Source organism: Roseovarius litorisediminis (assembly GCF_900172295.1).
In the GTDB taxonomy this organism is placed as follows: domain Bacteria; phylum Pseudomonadota; class Alphaproteobacteria; order Rhodobacterales; family Rhodobacteraceae; genus Roseovarius; species Roseovarius litorisediminis.
In genome coordinates this window covers 437942-453597 of the sequence record NZ_FWFL01000001.1, presented here as the reverse complement: position 1 = coordinate 453597, position 15656 = coordinate 437942, and the positions used below count along the sequence as shown (strand labels likewise).

16 protein-coding genes are annotated in these 15656 nt (G+C 58.1%); 7 read left to right on the top strand and 9 right to left on the bottom strand.

Annotation, left to right across the window (positions count from 1 at the left end):
- Window positions 1-48 precede the first annotated feature (48 nt).
- Window positions 49-513, top strand: coding sequence for a nuclear transport factor 2 family protein (locus PEL8287_RS02160; RefSeq protein ID WP_217807656.1), 465 nt, complete (start codon window positions 49-51; stop codon window positions 511-513).
- A gap of 2 nt (window positions 514-515) precedes the next feature.
- The gene (locus PEL8287_RS02155) at window positions 516-1145 is read left to right on the top strand and encodes a pyridoxamine 5'-phosphate oxidase family protein (RefSeq protein WP_085890701.1); all 630 of its coding nucleotides are present in this window, start codon (window positions 516-518) and stop codon (window positions 1143-1145) included.
- A gap of 104 nt (window positions 1146-1249) precedes the next feature.
- Here the strand turns inward: PEL8287_RS02155 and PEL8287_RS02150 are convergent, their stop codons facing one another.
- From PEL8287_RS02150 to PEL8287_RS02125, 6 genes are all read right to left on the bottom strand, one after another.
- Window positions 1250-2464: an NADP-dependent isocitrate dehydrogenase gene (locus PEL8287_RS02150; protein ID WP_085890700.1), complete on the bottom strand. Its 1215-nt coding sequence runs from the start codon at window positions 2462-2464 to the stop codon at window positions 1250-1252.
- 107 nt (window positions 2465-2571) lie between these two features.
- A complete protein-coding gene (locus tag PEL8287_RS02145) occupies window positions 2572-4785 on the bottom strand; it encodes an NADP-dependent isocitrate dehydrogenase (protein ID WP_085890699.1) in 2214 nt (737 codons plus the stop codon).
- 105 nt (window positions 4786-4890) lie between these two features.
- Window positions 4891-6102 carry a multidrug effflux MFS transporter gene (locus PEL8287_RS02140; RefSeq protein WP_085890698.1) on the bottom strand — a complete coding sequence of 404 codons (1212 nt, stop codon included), beginning with the start codon at window positions 6100-6102 and terminating at the stop codon, window positions 4891-4893.
- Window positions 6099-6464, bottom strand: coding sequence for a potassium channel family protein (locus PEL8287_RS02135; protein WP_085890697.1), 366 nt, complete (start codon window positions 6462-6464; stop codon window positions 6099-6101). Before PEL8287_RS02135 ends, PEL8287_RS02140 begins: the two co-directional genes overlap by 4 nt.
- Before the next feature lie 79 nt (window positions 6465-6543).
- Window positions 6544-7176, bottom strand: a complete 633-nt coding sequence (locus tag PEL8287_RS02130; protein ID WP_085890696.1) for a DsbA family oxidoreductase — start codon at window positions 7174-7176, stop codon at window positions 6544-6546.
- Complete coding sequence (locus PEL8287_RS02125; protein ID WP_085890964.1) at window positions 7163-8689, bottom strand: class I adenylate-forming enzyme family protein; 1527 nt, start codon at window positions 8687-8689, stop codon at window positions 7163-7165. The genes PEL8287_RS02130 and PEL8287_RS02125 overlap by 14 nt, the downstream gene beginning before the upstream one ends.
- Window positions 8690-8754: 65 nt before the next feature.
- Here PEL8287_RS02125 and PEL8287_RS02120 point away from each other — a divergent pair, with 65 nt between their 5' ends.
- A complete protein-coding gene (locus PEL8287_RS02120) occupies window positions 8755-9378 on the top strand; it encodes a helix-turn-helix domain-containing protein (RefSeq protein ID WP_085890695.1) in 624 nt (207 codons plus the stop codon).
- Between the two features lie 83 nt (window positions 9379-9461).
- On the opposite strand, the gene PEL8287_RS02115 is transcribed toward PEL8287_RS02120, so the two are convergent.
- The 3 genes from PEL8287_RS02115 to PEL8287_RS02105 form a co-directional block, all read right to left on the bottom strand.
- Entirely contained in the window at window positions 9462-10355 is an 894-nt protein-coding gene (locus PEL8287_RS02115) for a fructose bisphosphate aldolase (protein ID WP_085890694.1), read from the bottom strand.
- Between the two features lie 106 nt (window positions 10356-10461).
- The gene (locus tag PEL8287_RS02110) at window positions 10462-11247 is read right to left on the bottom strand and encodes an SDR family NAD(P)-dependent oxidoreductase (RefSeq protein WP_085890693.1); all 786 of its coding nucleotides are present in this window, start codon (window positions 11245-11247) and stop codon (window positions 10462-10464) included.
- Between the two features lie 184 nt (window positions 11248-11431).
- Window positions 11432-12619 carry a phosphoglycerate kinase gene (locus tag PEL8287_RS02105; RefSeq protein ID WP_085890692.1) on the bottom strand — a complete coding sequence of 396 codons (1188 nt, stop codon included), beginning with the start codon at window positions 12617-12619 and terminating at the stop codon, window positions 11432-11434.
- Between the two features lie 129 nt (window positions 12620-12748).
- Here PEL8287_RS02105 and PEL8287_RS02100 point away from each other — a divergent pair, with 129 nt between their 5' ends.
- From PEL8287_RS02100 to PEL8287_RS02085, 4 genes are all read left to right on the top strand, one after another.
- On the top strand, window positions 12749-13255 hold the full coding sequence (locus PEL8287_RS02100) for a peptidylprolyl isomerase (protein ID WP_085890691.1): 507 nt from the start codon (window positions 12749-12751) through the stop codon (window positions 13253-13255).
- Window positions 13248-13796 (top strand): peptidylprolyl isomerase, encoded by a 549-nt coding sequence (locus PEL8287_RS02095; protein WP_085890690.1) that lies wholly within the window; start codon window positions 13248-13250, stop codon window positions 13794-13796. The genes PEL8287_RS02100 and PEL8287_RS02095 overlap by 8 nt, the downstream gene beginning before the upstream one ends.
- A 7-nt stretch (window positions 13797-13803) precedes the next feature.
- Entirely contained in the window at window positions 13804-14583 is a 780-nt protein-coding gene (locus PEL8287_RS02090) for a DUF4336 domain-containing protein (protein ID WP_085890689.1), read from the top strand.
- Window positions 14584-14672: 89 nt separating this feature from the next.
- Window positions 14673-15641 carry a DUF3179 domain-containing protein gene (locus tag PEL8287_RS02085; protein ID WP_085890688.1) on the top strand — a complete coding sequence of 323 codons (969 nt, stop codon included), beginning with the start codon at window positions 14673-14675 and terminating at the stop codon, window positions 15639-15641.
- Window positions 15642-15656: the final 15 nt, after the last annotated feature.

Below are 15656 nucleotides of genomic sequence, written 5' to 3'. Positions count from 1 at the left end.
ATCGGTACGCAACAACCATGTACAGATCAGTTAACCAAGGAGATGCCCATGTCACGTCCACCATTGCCCCCTTTTACCCCCGAGACTGCCGCGCAAAAAGTGCGCGCTGCCGAAGACGGCTGGAACAGCCGCGATCCCGCCAAGGTGGCACTGGCCTATACGGTCGACAGTGAATGGCGCAACCGAGCAGAATTTCCTAAAGGGCGCGCCGAAATTGAAGCGTTTCTGACCCGGAAATGGCAGCGTGAGCACGACTATCGTCTGATCAAGGAACTGTGGGCCACGGCTGGTAACCGAATTGCGGTACGTTTTGCCTATGAATGGCACGATGAAGCAGGTCAGTGGTACCGGTCCTATGGAAACGAGAACTGGGAGTTTGATGCCGACGGCTTGATGGCAAAACGCTATGCCAGCATCAACGATCTGGCCATAGACGCCGCAGACCGCAAGTTTCATTGGCCGCAGGGGCGGCGTCCGGATGATCACCCCGGGCTCAGCGTGCTGGGGTTATAACGATGGCCAAGGCATTTGCAGAACTGGCTTTTACCCCCCGTGTGCGCGCAATTCAGGAAAAACAGGGCTCGGCAAAGGCTTATGAAAAATTCCTGAGTGCGGATTTCGGCCCGGACAACCGGCTTGGCCCGCAGGAGGTTCGGTTCATCGGCCTGCGTGATGGATTTTATCAGGCGACAGTATCCGAGACCGGCTGGCCCTATGTCCAGTTTCGCGGCGGGCCGCGCGGGTTTTTGAAAGTATTGGACGACCAGACGATTGCCTATGCGGATTTCCGTGGCAACCGACAGTATATCAGCGCGGGTAATCTGGACCATGATGACCGGATTGCCATGATCCTTGTGGATTATCCCAACTCGGCGCGTATCAAGATATTGGGCCGGGCCCGTCTGGTGGATATCGCCGATGATCCGGCGCTGATCGAAAGGCTGCATGATGACAGCTATCGCGGCCGACCCGAGCGCGCGGTGGTCATCAGGGTTGAGGGATTTGACTGGAACTGCCCGCAACACCTGCCGGTGCGCCTGACGATGGAAGAACTGCAACCCATACTGGCCCCGCTTCAGCAGCAGTTGGGCCAGTTGCAGGCCGAGTATGCCGCGTTGAAGGCAGAATTGGCTGCGAAGGCCTGAAACCTGCATGCTTCCGGCTGGGATATTGTCACCAAGATGAAACGGGGGCCACTATGGGCCCCCGAATGTTGTTTTAAATCTCCGGGGGCGCAATACCCCTGGTTTTATCCGGCCAGCGCCTTGTTCAGGTTTTCATCAATCTTCTCGAGGAAACCCATCGTTGTCAGCCATCTTTGGTCGGGGCCGACCAGCAGGGCCAGGTCTTTGGTCATAAACCCGGACTCAACCGTATCAACGATGACTTTTTCCAATGTGGTGGCAAAGTTCATCAGCGCGTCGTTGCCATCCAGTTTGGCCCGGTGCTTGAGCCCGCCTGTCCAGGCATAGATCGACGCGATCGAGTTGGTCGAGGTTGCCTCGCCCTTCTGGTGCTGGCGATAGTGGCGGGTGACGGTACCGTGGGCCGCTTCGGCCTCGACGGTTTTGCCATCGGGCGTCATCAGGACAGAAGTCATCAGACCAAGCGAGCCAAAACCCTGCGCCACGGTGTCAGACTGAACGTCGCCATCGTAGTTTTTGCAGGCCCAGACATAGCCACCGTTCCATTTCATCGCACAGGCGACCATATCGTCGATCAGGCGGTGTTCATAGGTGATGCCGGCAGCTTTGAATTTGTCTTCAAATTCTGCCTCATAGATTTCCTGAAACAGCTCAAGGAAACGGCCATCATATTGTTTCAGGATGGTGTTCTTGGTCGACAGATAGACCGGCCACCCCATGTTCAGACCATAGTTCATTGAGGCGCGGGCAAAGTCGATAATCGACTTGTCGAGATTGTACATGGCCATGACGACGCCGCTGTCGGGAGCCTCAAACACTTCGCGCTCGATGACTTCGCCGTCTTCACCGACGAATTTTAGTGTCAGCTTACCGGCGCCGGGGAATTTAAAATCGGTGGCGCGGTACTGATCGCCATATGCGTGGCGCCCGATAACAATAGGTTTGGTCCATCCGGGCACAAGGCGCGGGACGTTCTGGCAGATGATCGGCTGGCGAAAGATCACGCCGCCCAGAATGTTGCGGATGGTGCCGTTGGGGCTGCGCCACATCTGTTTCAGGTTGAATTCTTCGACACGGGCCTCATCCGGGGTGATGGTGGCGCATTTGACGGCAACACCGACTTCTTTGGTTTTTTCGGCTGCGTCGATGGTGATCTGGTCGTTGGTGCGGTCACGTTCCTCAATGCCCAGATCGTAATAGAGCAGGTTAATGTCCAGATAGGGCAGGATCAGTTTTTTCTTGATGAAATCCCAGATGATCCGGGTCATTTCATCGCCGTCCATTTCAACGATTGGGTTGTCTACCTTGATCCTGGTCATTTATCACAGTCTCCTTTGGGCGCCGCCAGCCCGTGCTGATTGCAAAGTGTCAGCCGGCCCATCCCGGTGGTGTAGGGATAGCCGGCTGCGCGGGTTTCATGCGAGTGTTATCCGATGATGTCGTTCAGCGTAGAACTTGGCCGCATGACGGCTGCAAGCTTGGCGGCGTCGGCATTATAGTAGCCACCGGTATCCGCAGGGTGACCCTGTACCGCCGCCAGTTCGCTGGTGATCTTTGCCTCGTTCTCGGCCAGGGCTTTGGCGACGGGTGCAAATTCCTGTGCCAGTCCTGTATCTTCGGTCTGCGTGGCAAGGGCCTCGGCCCAGTAGCGGGCGAACCAATAGTGGCTGTCGCGGTTGTCCGGCTCGCCAACCTTGCGGCTGGGAGAGCGGTTGTTGTCCAGAATGCCTTGGGTTGCGGCTTCGGCTGCCTGTCCCAGAACGCGGGCGCGGGCGTTTTTTCTGGCCTCGGCGAGGAAGTTCAGCGATTCACCCAGTGCGCAGAATTCGCCCATTGAATCCCACCGCAGGTGGTTTTCTTCCATCAACTGCTGCACGTGCTTGGGGGCCGAGCCACCTGCACCTGTCTCGAACAGGCCACCGCCGTTCATCAGCTTGACGATCGAAAGCATTTTCGCCGAGGTGCCCAGTTCAAGGATCGGAAAGAGGTCGGTCAGATAGTCGCGTAGCACGTTGCCCGTGATGGCGATGCTATCCTTGCCTGCGGTGATGGTTTTCAGCGACTGTGCGGTCGCCTCGCGGGGGGCCATGATCTGAAATTTGTCTGCGGCACCAGCCGCTTGCAGCGCGGGCTTGACGTATTTTATCAGCTCGGCGTCGTGGGCGCGGTTGGCATCCAGCCAGAAGATCGATTCGGATCCGGTCAGGCGTTGGCGGTCCAGTGCCAGCTCGATCCAGTTTTCAATCGGGGCTTTCTTGGCGGTGCAGGCGCGCCAGATATCGCCTGCATTTACGTTATGGCTGTGCAATGTTTCGCCATTGGCCAGAACAATACGGATTACGCCATCAGCAGCAGCTTCAAAGGTGGTGGGGTGCGAGCCGTATTCTTCGGCCTTCTGGGCCATCAGGCCCACATTGGCGACCGAGCCCGCGGTCGCCACATCCAGAGCGCCATTAGCTTTGAAGAAATTGATGGCCTCGTCATAGACGGTGGCATAGCAGCGATCGGGGATGACACAGTTGGTGTCGCCCTTTTTGCCTGCCGCATCCCAGCCTTTGCCGCCTGCGCGGATCACGGCAGGCATGGAGGCGTCGATGATCACATCCGAGGGCACGTGCAGGTTGGTTATGCCCTTGTCGCTGTCGACCATGTACATGGCGGGGCGCACGGCGGTCAAAGCGTCGATCTCGGCCATGATTGCGGCGTTGTCCCGGACCCGCTCCAGCAGGTCGCCCATGCCGGAATTAGGGTTCACGCCAGCGGCGTCAAGCTCGGCGCCGAATTTCTCAAACACCGGCGCAAGCCAGGCCTTGACCGCGTGACCAAAGATGATCGGATCCGAGACCTTCATCATCGTGGCCTTCAGGTGCAGCGAAAACATGGTGCCATCAGATTTGGTGTCCTGAATGGCGTCCGACAGGAAGGCGTCCAGCGCCTTGACCGACATAAAGGTTGCATCGGCAATGGTGCCGGGTTCAAGCGCCCAGCCGTCCTTCAGAACGGTGATGGAGCCATCCTTGGCGACAAATTCTATTTTCGCGTTACCCGCCTGGGCGTCGGTGATGGTTGCTGAAACCTCGTTGGCGTAAAAGTCGCCGTCCGACATGGATGAAACCTTGGTCTTGGAGGTTGATTCCCATTTGCCCATCGAATGAGGGTTCTTTTGTGCGTAATTTTTGACCGCCCTGGCAGACCGGCGATCCGAGTTACCTTCGCGCAGAACCGGGTTCACAGCCGAACCCTTGATGGAGTCATAGCGCGCACGGATTGTTTTTTCCGCGTCGGTTGCCGGGTCTTCGGGATAGTCGGGCAGGGCATAGCCCTGAGATTGAAGTTCCTCAATGGCGGCGACAAGCTGGGGGACCGACGCCGAGATATTGGGGAGCTTGATCACGTTTGCACCCGGGGTTTTTACCAGATTACCCAGTTCGGCAAGATCGTCTGAGATACGTTGATCTTCGGTCAGATTTTCGGGGAAGGTTGCAAGAATACGACCTGCCAGAGAAATATCCTTGGTGCCGACCGTAATGTCGGCGGAGGCGGCGAACCGCTGGATGATCGGCAGGAGGGACGCGCTGGCGAGTTCGGGGGCTTCGTCAACTTTTGTGTAGATGATGTCGGGGCTATTGGTATCAACCATCGGTGATCTCTCTCGATTAGGATGAAGTGATGTTGGCGGCGTCATAGACTAAAAACACGCAATAGGAAAGACGGTATGCGACAGTATACATAATTTAATTTAACCTTAAGGCTCGTAACTTTGGCGCCGCGCCAGACCTTTCATCAGACCAAAGCCAGTTGCCACACAAATAAGCACGCCAAGAAATAACGGCATAGGTGTTCCGTCAAAGGCCAGCCCGATGGGAACGGTCAGAATGACCGAGCCGACGGTGGCCAGCGATCCGATCACGCTGGCGGCCATGCCTGCGATATGGCCCAGCGGTTCCATGGCAAGGGCGTTGAGATTTCCAAGGGTCAGGGCGGCCTGAAAAAAGATTGTTGTCTGCCAGGCAATATAGACCTGGAATTGCAGTCCGGACGGAAGGTCTGTCAGGAAAAGTGCAAGCACCAGCGCCGTGATCACGATCTGCGCTGACAAGGCAAAGCTGACCAGACGACGCATGCCAAGGTGAATCACCAGTGAGGCGTTGATGAAGCTGCCACTGCCGGAAATCAGGGCGATCAGTCCGAACCAGAGGGGAAAGGTTTCAGCACGGCCATAGGTGCCGCCGATGATCTGCTGGATCGAGCTGATCGAGGCGAATAACGTGGTCAGGCACAGGGTTTGCACCGCTATCGACAGGCGCACGGTGTGGTGCGACAGGACCTCGCGCAAAGCAATGAAAAGAGCGCTTCGGTTGAAGGGGCGGCGGCGCGTCGGTGGCAGGGGTTCGGTAAGGCGCAGGGCCAGCCAGAGGTTTGTCAGCAACGCGAAGGCCACAAAGGCCGCAAAGATACCGCGCCAGCCGCTGACCGCGATGACCGCGCTGCCTGCCAGGGGCGCAATGGCGGGTACCAGCGTAAAAACCATCATGACAAATGACATAAGCCTGGCCATTTCGCGACCCGCAAAAAGGTCTCGGATGATGGCCAGTGCCACGATCCGGGCCGCAGCCGCACCAAGCCCCTGAAGGATGCGCGCCGCGATGATCAGTTCAAGCGAGGGTGCAGCAAACCCCAGAGCCGCCCCGGCAATATAGACGCAGGCGCCGGTCAGGATGACAGGTTTGCGCCCGAATGTGTCCGACAAAGGGCCGGTAAAGAACGTGCCGATGCCCAGCCCGAGGATGAACGACGTGACAATCAGTTGCGCGTGATTTGGATTTGCAGGTGTCAGCTCGGCGCCGATTTGGGGCAGGGCAGGCAGCATGGCGTCGATGGAAAAGGCCACTGTGGCCACCAGCATGGCCATCAGGGCCACAAACTCGACCCGGCCCATGCCGGGTTGGCCGGTCATTCGGGGGGGCTTTCAGGTTCGTTGGCTGGTTTGGGTTCTTCAGAATCCGGAACATTATGGTGGCCAAGGCGCGCCACCAGCCATTCGGTGTGCTTTTCACGCCGCTTCACAGTGAACGAGCCGAACTGCTGAATGGCAACGGCGAAAACGCCCAGGCCCACGAAGATAAAGATCGTTGTCCCAATCTTGCCCAATGTGGTTGCGGGCACCAGGCTGCCATACCCGACGGTTGACAGGGTCACGACGGTGAAAAAATAGCTGTCGATCCAGTTCCAGCCTTCAACCAGATGGAAAAACACCGTGCCGCCCAGAATGATCAGGGCCAGCGTGGACAAAAGCGCCAATGCTTGCAAACTACGCATGAGGCATCTCCTTTCAGGCCGGTACGCGGAGCCATATCCGCGCGGTTCGAAACCACGTCACCGGGTTTCTGCCTGCGGTTTAATCCTGTTTGGTGATTTCATCTATCACCTTGAGCCAGGTTTCGGCGGGTTGGCATCCGGGAACGGCATGCTTGCCGTCGACGATAAAGGTCGGCACCCCGGTAACACCCATCTGACGGAATTGCGCATCGCGGGTACGGATGTCTTCACGGTCTGCCGTGGTTCCCAACAGTCTCTGGACCATGGCGCCGTCCATGCTCAGGCCATCGGCTATGTCGGCCAGCACTTCATGATCGCCGATATCTCGACCCTCGTCGAAATAAGCGGCGAACAGGGCCATCGCCATGCTATCCTGAAGTTCCTCGATCCCGGCCCAGTGAATCAGGCGGTGGGCATCCAGTGTATTCGGCGTGCGTTTGATGGCGCCAAAGTCGATGTTCAAACCTGCGGCCTCGGCACGTTCCAGAACGGGCGCGTAGGCGGCAACAGCGCCCTCTTTGCCGCCAAATTTGTGTTCCAGATAATCCCGCCGGTCCATGCCTTCGGCGGGCATGTCAGGGTTGAGTTGAAACGGATGCCATTCGATGACAAACGGATGATCCGGGCGCTGCGCCAGAGCCTGATCCAGAAGGGTTTTACCGATATAACACCAGGGACATATCGGATCGGAAATGATGTCAAGCTTGACCATGTAGGGCCTCATAGATCGGCCGCAGCGCGCGGCGCAGGATTTTACCATTGGCGCCTGTGGGCAGGGCCGTGACGTGAAAAAAGCCGCGGGGGCGTTTGTAGGCGGCCAGCCGCGTGGCGGCAAAGCTTTCCAGCTCTCCGGGTGGCAGGGCACTGGGGCCTGTATAGAAGGCCATGATCAGGCGTGCATCCTGTTTCACCTCAATATCTGTTACCGCACATTGCGTGATGCCGGGATGGAGATTGAGGGCGGCTTCGACCTCAAGCGGGGAAACACGGTAGCCGCCAGCGTTCATCATATCATCGGCGCGGCCCAGATATGCGACCTGGAAGTCCGAATCCATCGCACCCTGATCGCCGGTCAGAAACCAGTCGCCCTGCATTTTCCCGGCGGTGGCTTCGGGCGCGTTCAGGTATCCCAGCATCAAACCGGGATCGCTGCGGTGAACGGAAATAGTGCCTTCCTCGCCCAATGGCACGGGGCCGTCGGGCCCAAGAATGGCGACACGGCGGCCCTTTTGCGGGCGCCCCAGTGACGGCGGCGTTGCCGGATGATCGGGACTGCCGGATATGAAGGTCGAGCATTCGGACATGCCATATGCTTCGTAGATGCTGGTGCCGGTGGCGCGTTGCCATTGTTGCCGGATCGTGTCTGATAGTTTTTCACCCGCAGACAATCCATGGCGGAGGTGCGGCAGATCAAGGGGATGTTCAGGCGTTAGGAACTTCCTGTAAACCCCTGGTGCGGCAGCAAAAATTGTTGCTTGATGTTGTTTCAGCAAGATTGGTAGGTATTCCGGTGCGATCCCGGCGCCTGGAATCAGGGCCGTTGCCCCCGCAGTCCAGGGATCCATCAGGCCTGTTCCAAGCGTGTAGGTCCAGTTGAACGCGCCGGCGTGCAACAGACGGTCATCGGGCTGCAGTCCGTACCAGCCGTCAAACATCATCTGCCGTGCCCAGATGGCCCGATGCGCATGAGCCACAGCGCGGGGTTTACCCGAGGTGCCAGAGGTGTAGATGATATAGGCCAGACGGTCAGGATCGCCCATGTCAAACGCCGCCGGTGGCAGGTCGCGCATTGCCTCTAACGTGGGTTGGTCGATGATCGGTAAATCCGTTTCCGGGCAGGCAATGCCGGGGCCTAACAGAATGGCACGGGGATCGGTCATTTTCAGGATGCCTGCGACCTCGGGGCTTGTCAGCTGAGACGAGGTGGGAACAGGCACCAGCCCGACGGCGATAGCGCCGAGATAGGCGATAGGAAATTCAACGGTGTTGCCGAGACGCATAAGAATGCGGTTGCCGGGTTTCAGGCCCGACCGCAAAAGTCCGGTGCCCGTGCCCAGAACCGCAACTCTCAACTGCCCGAAGTTCCATTCCTCGACACCCTCGACGTCCAGAACTGAAAGGGCTACCTTGCCAGGTGTTCCATCGCCCCTGGCCAGCACATGCGCGGCCAGATTGAAGGGGGTGGGGCAAGGGGCCGACGGGCCTTGATCGAATACCGAATTCATCTCTACGGAGTAGGCCGCCATCCACCAAGTTGCAAGTGGACAGGACGCCGATTATAGATCGGATCATGAAGCAGAAAACCCCGGAAAACCTGATCCGCGTTGCCCGGGAAAACGGGCAGACAGCCGAGGCTGAGCCGCTCAATCTGGGCGCGCGGGTGCGTGAGTTGCGCAAATCTCGCAACTGGACGCTGGAACAGGCAGCCGGTCAGGCGGGACTGGCGCGCTCGACCCTGAGCAAGATCGAAAACGGACAGATGTCGCCGACCTATGAAGCGTTGAAAAAACTGGCCGTTGGCCTGGAAATTTCGGTGCCACAGCTTTTCACCGCACCAAAGCGTGACCAGATCAATGGCCGCATGTCGGTGACCAAATCCGGCACGGGAACGCCTCAGGCCACGGTAACCTACGAGCACGAGTTGCTGGGCGAGACGCTGACGAATAAGCAGATGTTGCCCTATCGCGCACGTATCCGGGCACGCTCGGTCGAAGAGTTTGACGGCTGGGTGCGCCATGATGGCGAAGAATTTCTTTATGTGCTGACCGGCGTGGTCAGATTGTACACGGAATTCTACGAGCCGATCGAAATGCGCCGCGGCGACAGTGCGTATTATGATGCCGCGATGGGCCACAACGTGATTTCAGTCAGCGCAGACGACGCCATGATTCTCTGGGTGACGTCTCTGGTCTGAACTGTTTTTTCTTGGTTTAAATACCTTTAGCGCGACTTGCGCCACGGGCGGACAGAGGGCAGGCAGCCCCCTTCTCCAAGACCTCAGCCTGCCACAGAAGCCGCGTAGATGTCGTTGATTGCCGATTCAAGTGCCGCGTCAAACTCTGCATCCGACTGCTGTGCCGACAGGCCCTCGGTCAGGGCGCGCGAGAAACTGGCAATCACACCGGTGTTCTGCGCCAGACGGGCATTGGCCTCGTCGCGCGTATACCCGCCCGATAGCGCCACAACCCGCATGACGTTGGGGTGATTAACCAGGGTTTCATACAGATTGGGTGTCTCGGGCAGAGTGAGTTTCAGCATCACCTCCTGATCCGCGGGCAGTGCGTTCAGTTGTTTGGTCAGCTCGGTCATCAGGATGTTTTCTGCTTCGGCCTTGTCGGCGATGGAAATGGTCACTTCGGGTTCGATGATCGGGATCAGGCCATGGCCCAGGATCTGTTCGCCAATCTCAAACTGCTGGGCGACGTTGGCGGCAATGCCGCTGGTCGAGGCCGCATCGATAACAGAGCGCATCTTTGTGCCAAAGATTCCTGCCGCGCGGGCGCGTTTCAGCAGGGCGTCCAGATCGGGAATCGGTTTCATCAGGCGCACACCGTTGCTTTCATCGGCCAGACCTTTGTCGACCTTCAGAAAGGGGACAACACCGCGCTCTTCCCACAGAAACAATGGCGAGGGCTTGCCACCGATGTCGCGGTCCATTGTCATCTCAAACAGAATGGCACCCAGAACCTGATCACCGGTGAATGCAGGCGATTGCGCGATCCGTGCGCGCATGGCATGGATCAGATCATACATTTCGGCGTCGTTGCTATAGGCGTCCTCGGTGACACCATAAAGGCCCAGGGCCTTGGGGGTTGACCCGCCGGACTGATCCAGAGCCGCAATAAAACCGTTGCCCGAGCGTACCTTGTCTGCCTGACGCGTGTTTGTCATATCTGAATATCCACCGATTACCTGTTGCAAGTTGCTGTGCCGCTTCTATGCGAGGGCGCGCTTGGTTGCAATTATGGTCGCGCTAACAGGCTGCCCGCCTGTTGTTCTACCATTTGGCCATCACCTTGCCTGCGATAAAGCTGACAAGGCGGCGCGGGGCCAGACGCGGGCTAAAGGCGAACAGATTGTTTATCAGACCGGTCACCAGTACCCGGCGCCCCGAAAGGGTGGCGTTCCAGGCCGCTTTGGCAACGGATTGGGCCGAGGCCGGATTTCCGACCTTCAGCAGCCCTATTCCACGCATGTTGGCGGCGTCAAAAAAGGCGGTTTCGGTTGCGCCGGGGCAAATGGCACTAACGGTAACATTTGTGCCGCGCAGTTCTTCTGCCACAGCTTCGGACAGAGACAGTACATAGGCCTTTGAGGCGTGATAGACGGCCATGTTGGGACCGGGCATGAAGCCAGCGGTTGAGGCAAGATTCATGATCCGCCCTCCACCCGCGGCCTGCATGTGTGGAATGGCCTGTTTCATCAGATAGCTGAGGGCGGTGACGTTTACATTAAGTGTGACCAATTCACGTGGCCACGTTTCGGGGTCACTATAGAGGCCGTGCTGGCCAAGCCCCGCGTTATTCACCAGCATATCGACGCAGCGCCCGTTGACCGCCTTTTCCCACAGGGTTTCGACTTGTCTGAGGTCTGAAAGATCAGCGGGAATGACGACGATGTCACCTGCCATCGCGCGCAATTCATCTGCAAGCGCATTCAATTTTTCAATCGAGCGCGCAGTCAGGATCAGATTACGCCCCTCTGCGGCGGCGATGCGGGCAAATTCCGCACCAAGGCCGAGGGAGGCACCGGTAATGAGGGTCCAACGCTGGGAGGGGATCATGAGGTGGCTCCATATGTGACGATTTACGGCAAAGTGTTACGGGAAAAATCCGAGGGTGCAATTGTGTAGGCGCTTGTCGGCAACAGAGCGGCTATGCCGCACGGCATATGTGTCACGAGGGGCGTTGCCCCTAAAATCCTCCGGAAAATCTACCGCAAGAAGAACGGCAGGTATTTCGCCCGTCTCATCCTGCTTTCAGGGCGGCAACGCCGGGCAGATCCTTGCCTTCCATCCATTCCAGAAATGCGCCGCCTGCGGTGGAGATGTAGGTAAAATCGTCGGCGGCACCGGATTTGTTCAGGGCGGCGACCGTATCACCGCCACCGGCCACAGAAGTCAGTTTGCCTTCGCGGCTGAGGGCGGCGGCATGGGCAGCAGCGGCGTTGGTGGCGGCATCGAACGGTTCAATTTCAAATGCGCCGAGGGGGCCGTTCCAGATCAGGGTTCTTGCAGTATCCAAAGCGGCGATGATGCGCGCCACAGATTGTGGGCCGGCATCGAGGATCATCGCATCTGGCGGGCAGGCGTGGGCGCCGACGGTTTCATGCGCAGCCCCGGCGCGGAAATCGCGCGCCACGACAACATCGGCCGGCAGCAGGATTTCGCAGCCTGCAGCGCCGGCCTTGCGCATGATCTCGCGGGCTGTGCCGGCCATGTCATGTTCGCAAAGCGATTTGCCCACATTCAGGCCCATCGCAGCCAGAAACGTGTTGGCCATGCCGCCGCCAATGACCAGAGTATCGACCTTTTCGACCAGATTGCCCAGGAGATCGAGTTTGGTCGAGACCTTGGCCCCGCCGACCACGGCAACAACCGGGCGTTTGGGCTGGCCCAGTGCCGCGTCAAGCGCCTGTAGTTCGGCCTGCATCAGGCGTCCGGCGCAAGAGGGCAGGTGATGCGCCAGTCCTTCGGTTGAGGCATGTGCCCGGTGGGCGGCGGAAAAGGCATCATTGCAGTAGATATCGCCAAGGTTGGCCAGACGTTGGGCAAAGTTCGGATCGTTGGCTTCCTCGCCGGGATGGAAGCGGATATTTTCCAGCAGAAGAACGTCTGACGCCTGCGCCTCTGTTGTCAGGTTCTCGGCGGCATCCAGCGTTTCAAGCAGGCGCACCTTGCGGCCAAGCGCGCGTTCCAGTGCGGGCAGCGTAACCCGCAATGACATGTCCAGTACGACCTTGCCTTTGGGTCGGCCGAAATGCGCGATCAGGATCGGCTTGCCGCCTTTGGCCAGGATGTCGTTGATGGTGGGCACGATACGTTCGATTCGGGTGGCATCGGTTACGATCCCGTCTTTCACCGGCACATTGATATCGACGCGGGTCAGAACACGCTTGTTCATCAGGTCCATGTCATCAAGTGTTTTCCAGCTCATGCCCGGTTTCTCCTTCGTACAGTCCGCGCCTCTCATGGCGCGAAGCCGCTGGGGCGTCAAGCTCTGCGCTTGGCAATTGCTGCGCAAGGCCCTAGGTATCGGTCTGAATAATGAAAACAGGAGGGCCCAATGGCCGAGATCAAAGACCCCGAAAACACCATTCTGATGGAATTGAAAGGTGGCACCGTCACCATCGAGCTGTTGTCCGACGTTGCCCCCGGCCATTGTAACCGGATGAAGGAACTTGCGCGGCGCGGTGACTATGACAATGTGGCTTTTCATCGGGTGATTGACGGGTTCATGGCCCAGACCGGCGATGTGGCCAATGCCAATATGGAAAAAGATTACAACCCGCGCGCAGCCGGCACCGGGGGCAGCGATCTGCCAAACCTGAAGGCGGAATTCAGCAAACTGCCGCATGATCGTGGCACCTTGGGTGCGGCGCGTAGCCAAAGCCCCGACAGCGCCAATAGCCAGTTCTTCATCAATTTCAGCGACAACCATTTCCTGAATGGCCAATACACCGTTTACGGACGGGTGATTTCGGGCATGGAGCATGTCGATGCAATAACCCGCGGCGAGCCGCCTGCGAATCCCGACCGGATGATCAGCGTCAAGGTGGCAGCTGATGCGTAAACTGATCCTCTTGATGAGCCTGCTGGCCAGCCCTGCGCTGGCCACTGGTCTGCAGATCGAAGTAGAGGGCGAAGCCAACGGCACAATCAAAATCGACCTGCTGGAAGACATCGCCCCCAACCATGTGGCGCAGATTGTCGCGCTGGCAGAAGAGGGCGCCTATGACGGTGTTGTCTTTCACCGCGTTATCAATGGTTTCATGGCACAAACCGGTGATGTGCAATATGGCAAGCTTGACGGGCTGAACATGCGCCTTGCTGGCACTGGCGATAGCGACAAGCCCAACATCAAGGCCGAGTTTTCTGACGAAAGGTTTCGCCGGGGGGTCGTTGGAATGGCGCGTACACCGGACCCGGATAGTGCAAACAGCCAGTTTTTCATCATGTTTCAACCCGCCGACCACCTGAATGGTCAATATACGGTTGTTGGACGTGTGACTGAAGGCATGGATGTGGTCGATGCCATCAAACGCGGCGATTCTTATTCGGGTGCAGTAAAGGGAAAACCGGACGTGATGAAAAAGGTCACTGTAACCGAGTGATCAGATCATGACGATCACGGGGTACGAGCCGCTGAACACCCTTAAGCCGGTGGCCAAGGACATCTGGCTTATTGATGGTCCGGCACTGCGTTTTATGGGGCTGCCATTTTCCACCCGTGCCACCGTGGTGCGGTTGGAGAACGGCGATCTGTGGGTACACTCGCCAACAAAACTTACCGATGCGCTTGCAGAAGAGCTGAAGGTGTATGGTCCGGTGCGTCATCTGATAGCGCCAAACTGGATTCACTACGCGCATCTGGGTGACTGGCAGGAAGCTTATCCTGAGGCGGTTGCATGGGTTGCTCCGGGGGTGGTCGAGAGGGCCGCCAAAAAGGGGCTGGAATTTTGCGCTGATCACGATCTGGGGGATGAACCCGAGACCCCCTGGGCAGGCCAGCTTCGGCAGATGATCGTTAAGGGCAGTAAAATCCACCGCGAGGTGGTGTTTTTACATCAGGCAAGCGACACGCTGATCCTGACGGATCTGATCGAAAGCTTTGAAACTGCAAAACTGCCTGTCTGGATGCGACCACTGGTTTGGATTGCCGGGATTGATGACAGTGACGGCAAGATGCCACCCGATATGCGCTGGAGTTTTCGCGATAAAAAGGCGCTGGCAGACTCGGTTGAAGAGATAATCAGCTGGCGACCCAAGCGGATCATTCTGGCCCATGGCCGTTGGTACAAACACAGTGCTGTGGCCGAGCTTGAACGCGCATTTGAAAGGCTTCTGCGAGACCGGAACTGGGAGCGCGCCCTAAAGGCAGTGGACGCCAACAAAAGGTAGACGCACAAGCCCTCACAATCGCGTGCAGGGACTAGCCACCACCGGTCTGGTGCTACATCATTATTTGGTCTGATACAGGGAGCAGACCAATGATCCGCCTGATTTCATTTCTAGTCTCACTGACACTTGTGGCGGGGCTAGCCCATGCCGACCCGAATTTCTGGAAACATGAATGGCCAGACACGAATTTCCGTAAAACCAGCGTGGCGAACTGGAAAGAAATCCTGTCAGGCGGCCCGCCCAAGGATGGGATTCCGGCGCTGAGCAACCCCAAGTTTCTCAGAGCGAAAAGTGAACGGCGCATCAAGGGAAACGAACCGGTAATCACCGTTGAAATGGCCGGGGCCGACCCTCGCGCCTATCCGCTGCGCTATCTGACCTGGCATGAGATAGTGAATGACACTGTGGGCGGCGTGCCGATCGCGGTCACCTATTGCCCGTTGTGCAATTCGGGCATCACGTTTGACCGGCGTACGCGCAAGGGAACGCTGACTTTCGGTGTTACGGGCAAGCTGCGCAATTCCGACATGGTGATGTATGACCATGAAACCCAAAGCTGGTGGCAGCAGGCCATTGGCACGGCAATTGTCGGTGATCTTACCGGAACCAAGCTGAATGCATTGCCAACCTGGATGGAAAGCTGGGATCAGTTCCGAAAGCGCAATCCCGACGGTCTGGTCATGGCACAGCCGGATTTTGGGAGGCGGTACGGCCACAACCCCTATCAGGGCTATGACAGTTCGCATCGGCCGTTCTTGTATAGCGGTGAAAACCCACCCCACGGCATTCCGCCGCTGGCCCGTGTGGTGCGCGTTGGCAACCGGGCGTGGCCCCTGACACGCATCCGCGACGAAGGCGGTATACGCGAGGCCGGTGTGACGCTTAGTTGGGAGGCCGGTCAGGCCTCGGCGCTGGATACGGGCGTGATTGCAAAAGGCCGGGACGTGGGCACGGTGCGCGTGCGCAACGGGCAGGGGCGAGACGTTCCGCATGATGTGTTGTTTGCGTTTGCCTTTCGTGCCTTTTGGCCGAACGGCAAGTGGATGCTAGCGCGCTAGCAGTGGCCTAGCTTT

What these genes read in the sequence shown, in the direction of transcription:
- PEL8287_RS02160 (WP_217807656.1), top strand. Translation starts at nt 49, where the DNA reads ATGTCACGTCCACCATTGCCCCCTTTTACCCCCGAGACTGCCGCGCAA.
- PEL8287_RS02155 (WP_085890701.1), top strand. Translation starts at nt 516, where the DNA reads ATGGCCAAGGCATTTGCAGAACTGGCTTTTACCCCCCGTGTGCGCGCA.
- PEL8287_RS02150 (WP_085890700.1), bottom strand. Translation starts at nt 2,464, where the DNA reads ATGACCAGGATCAAGGTAGACAACCCAATCGTTGAAATGGACGGCGAT.
- PEL8287_RS02145 (WP_085890699.1), bottom strand. Translation starts at nt 4,785, where the DNA reads ATGGTTGATACCAATAGCCCCGACATCATCTACACAAAAGTTGACGAA.
- PEL8287_RS02140 (WP_085890698.1), bottom strand. Translation starts at nt 6,102, where the DNA reads ATGACCGGCCAACCCGGCATGGGCCGGGTCGAGTTTGTGGCCCTGATG.
- PEL8287_RS02135 (WP_085890697.1), bottom strand. Translation starts at nt 6,464, where the DNA reads ATGCGTAGTTTGCAAGCATTGGCGCTTTTGTCCACGCTGGCCCTGATC.
- PEL8287_RS02130 (WP_085890696.1), bottom strand. Translation starts at nt 7,176, where the DNA reads ATGGTCAAGCTTGACATCATTTCCGATCCGATATGTCCCTGGTGTTAT.
- PEL8287_RS02125 (WP_085890964.1), bottom strand. Translation starts at nt 8,689, where the DNA reads ATGAATTCGGTATTCGATCAAGGCCCGTCGGCCCCTTGCCCCACCCCC.
- PEL8287_RS02120 (WP_085890695.1), top strand. Translation starts at nt 8,755, where the DNA reads ATGAAGCAGAAAACCCCGGAAAACCTGATCCGCGTTGCCCGGGAAAAC.
- PEL8287_RS02115 (WP_085890694.1), bottom strand. Translation starts at nt 10,355, where the DNA reads ATGACAAACACGCGTCAGGCAGACAAGGTACGCTCGGGCAACGGTTTT.
- PEL8287_RS02110 (WP_085890693.1), bottom strand. Translation starts at nt 11,247, where the DNA reads ATGATCCCCTCCCAGCGTTGGACCCTCATTACCGGTGCCTCCCTCGGC.
- PEL8287_RS02105 (WP_085890692.1), bottom strand. Translation starts at nt 12,619, where the DNA reads ATGAGCTGGAAAACACTTGATGACATGGACCTGATGAACAAGCGTGTT.
- PEL8287_RS02100 (WP_085890691.1), top strand. Translation starts at nt 12,749, where the DNA reads ATGGCCGAGATCAAAGACCCCGAAAACACCATTCTGATGGAATTGAAA.
- PEL8287_RS02095 (WP_085890690.1), top strand. Translation starts at nt 13,248, where the DNA reads ATGCGTAAACTGATCCTCTTGATGAGCCTGCTGGCCAGCCCTGCGCTG.
- PEL8287_RS02090 (WP_085890689.1), top strand. Translation starts at nt 13,804, where the DNA reads ATGACGATCACGGGGTACGAGCCGCTGAACACCCTTAAGCCGGTGGCC.
- PEL8287_RS02085 (WP_085890688.1), top strand. Translation starts at nt 14,673, where the DNA reads ATGATCCGCCTGATTTCATTTCTAGTCTCACTGACACTTGTGGCGGGG.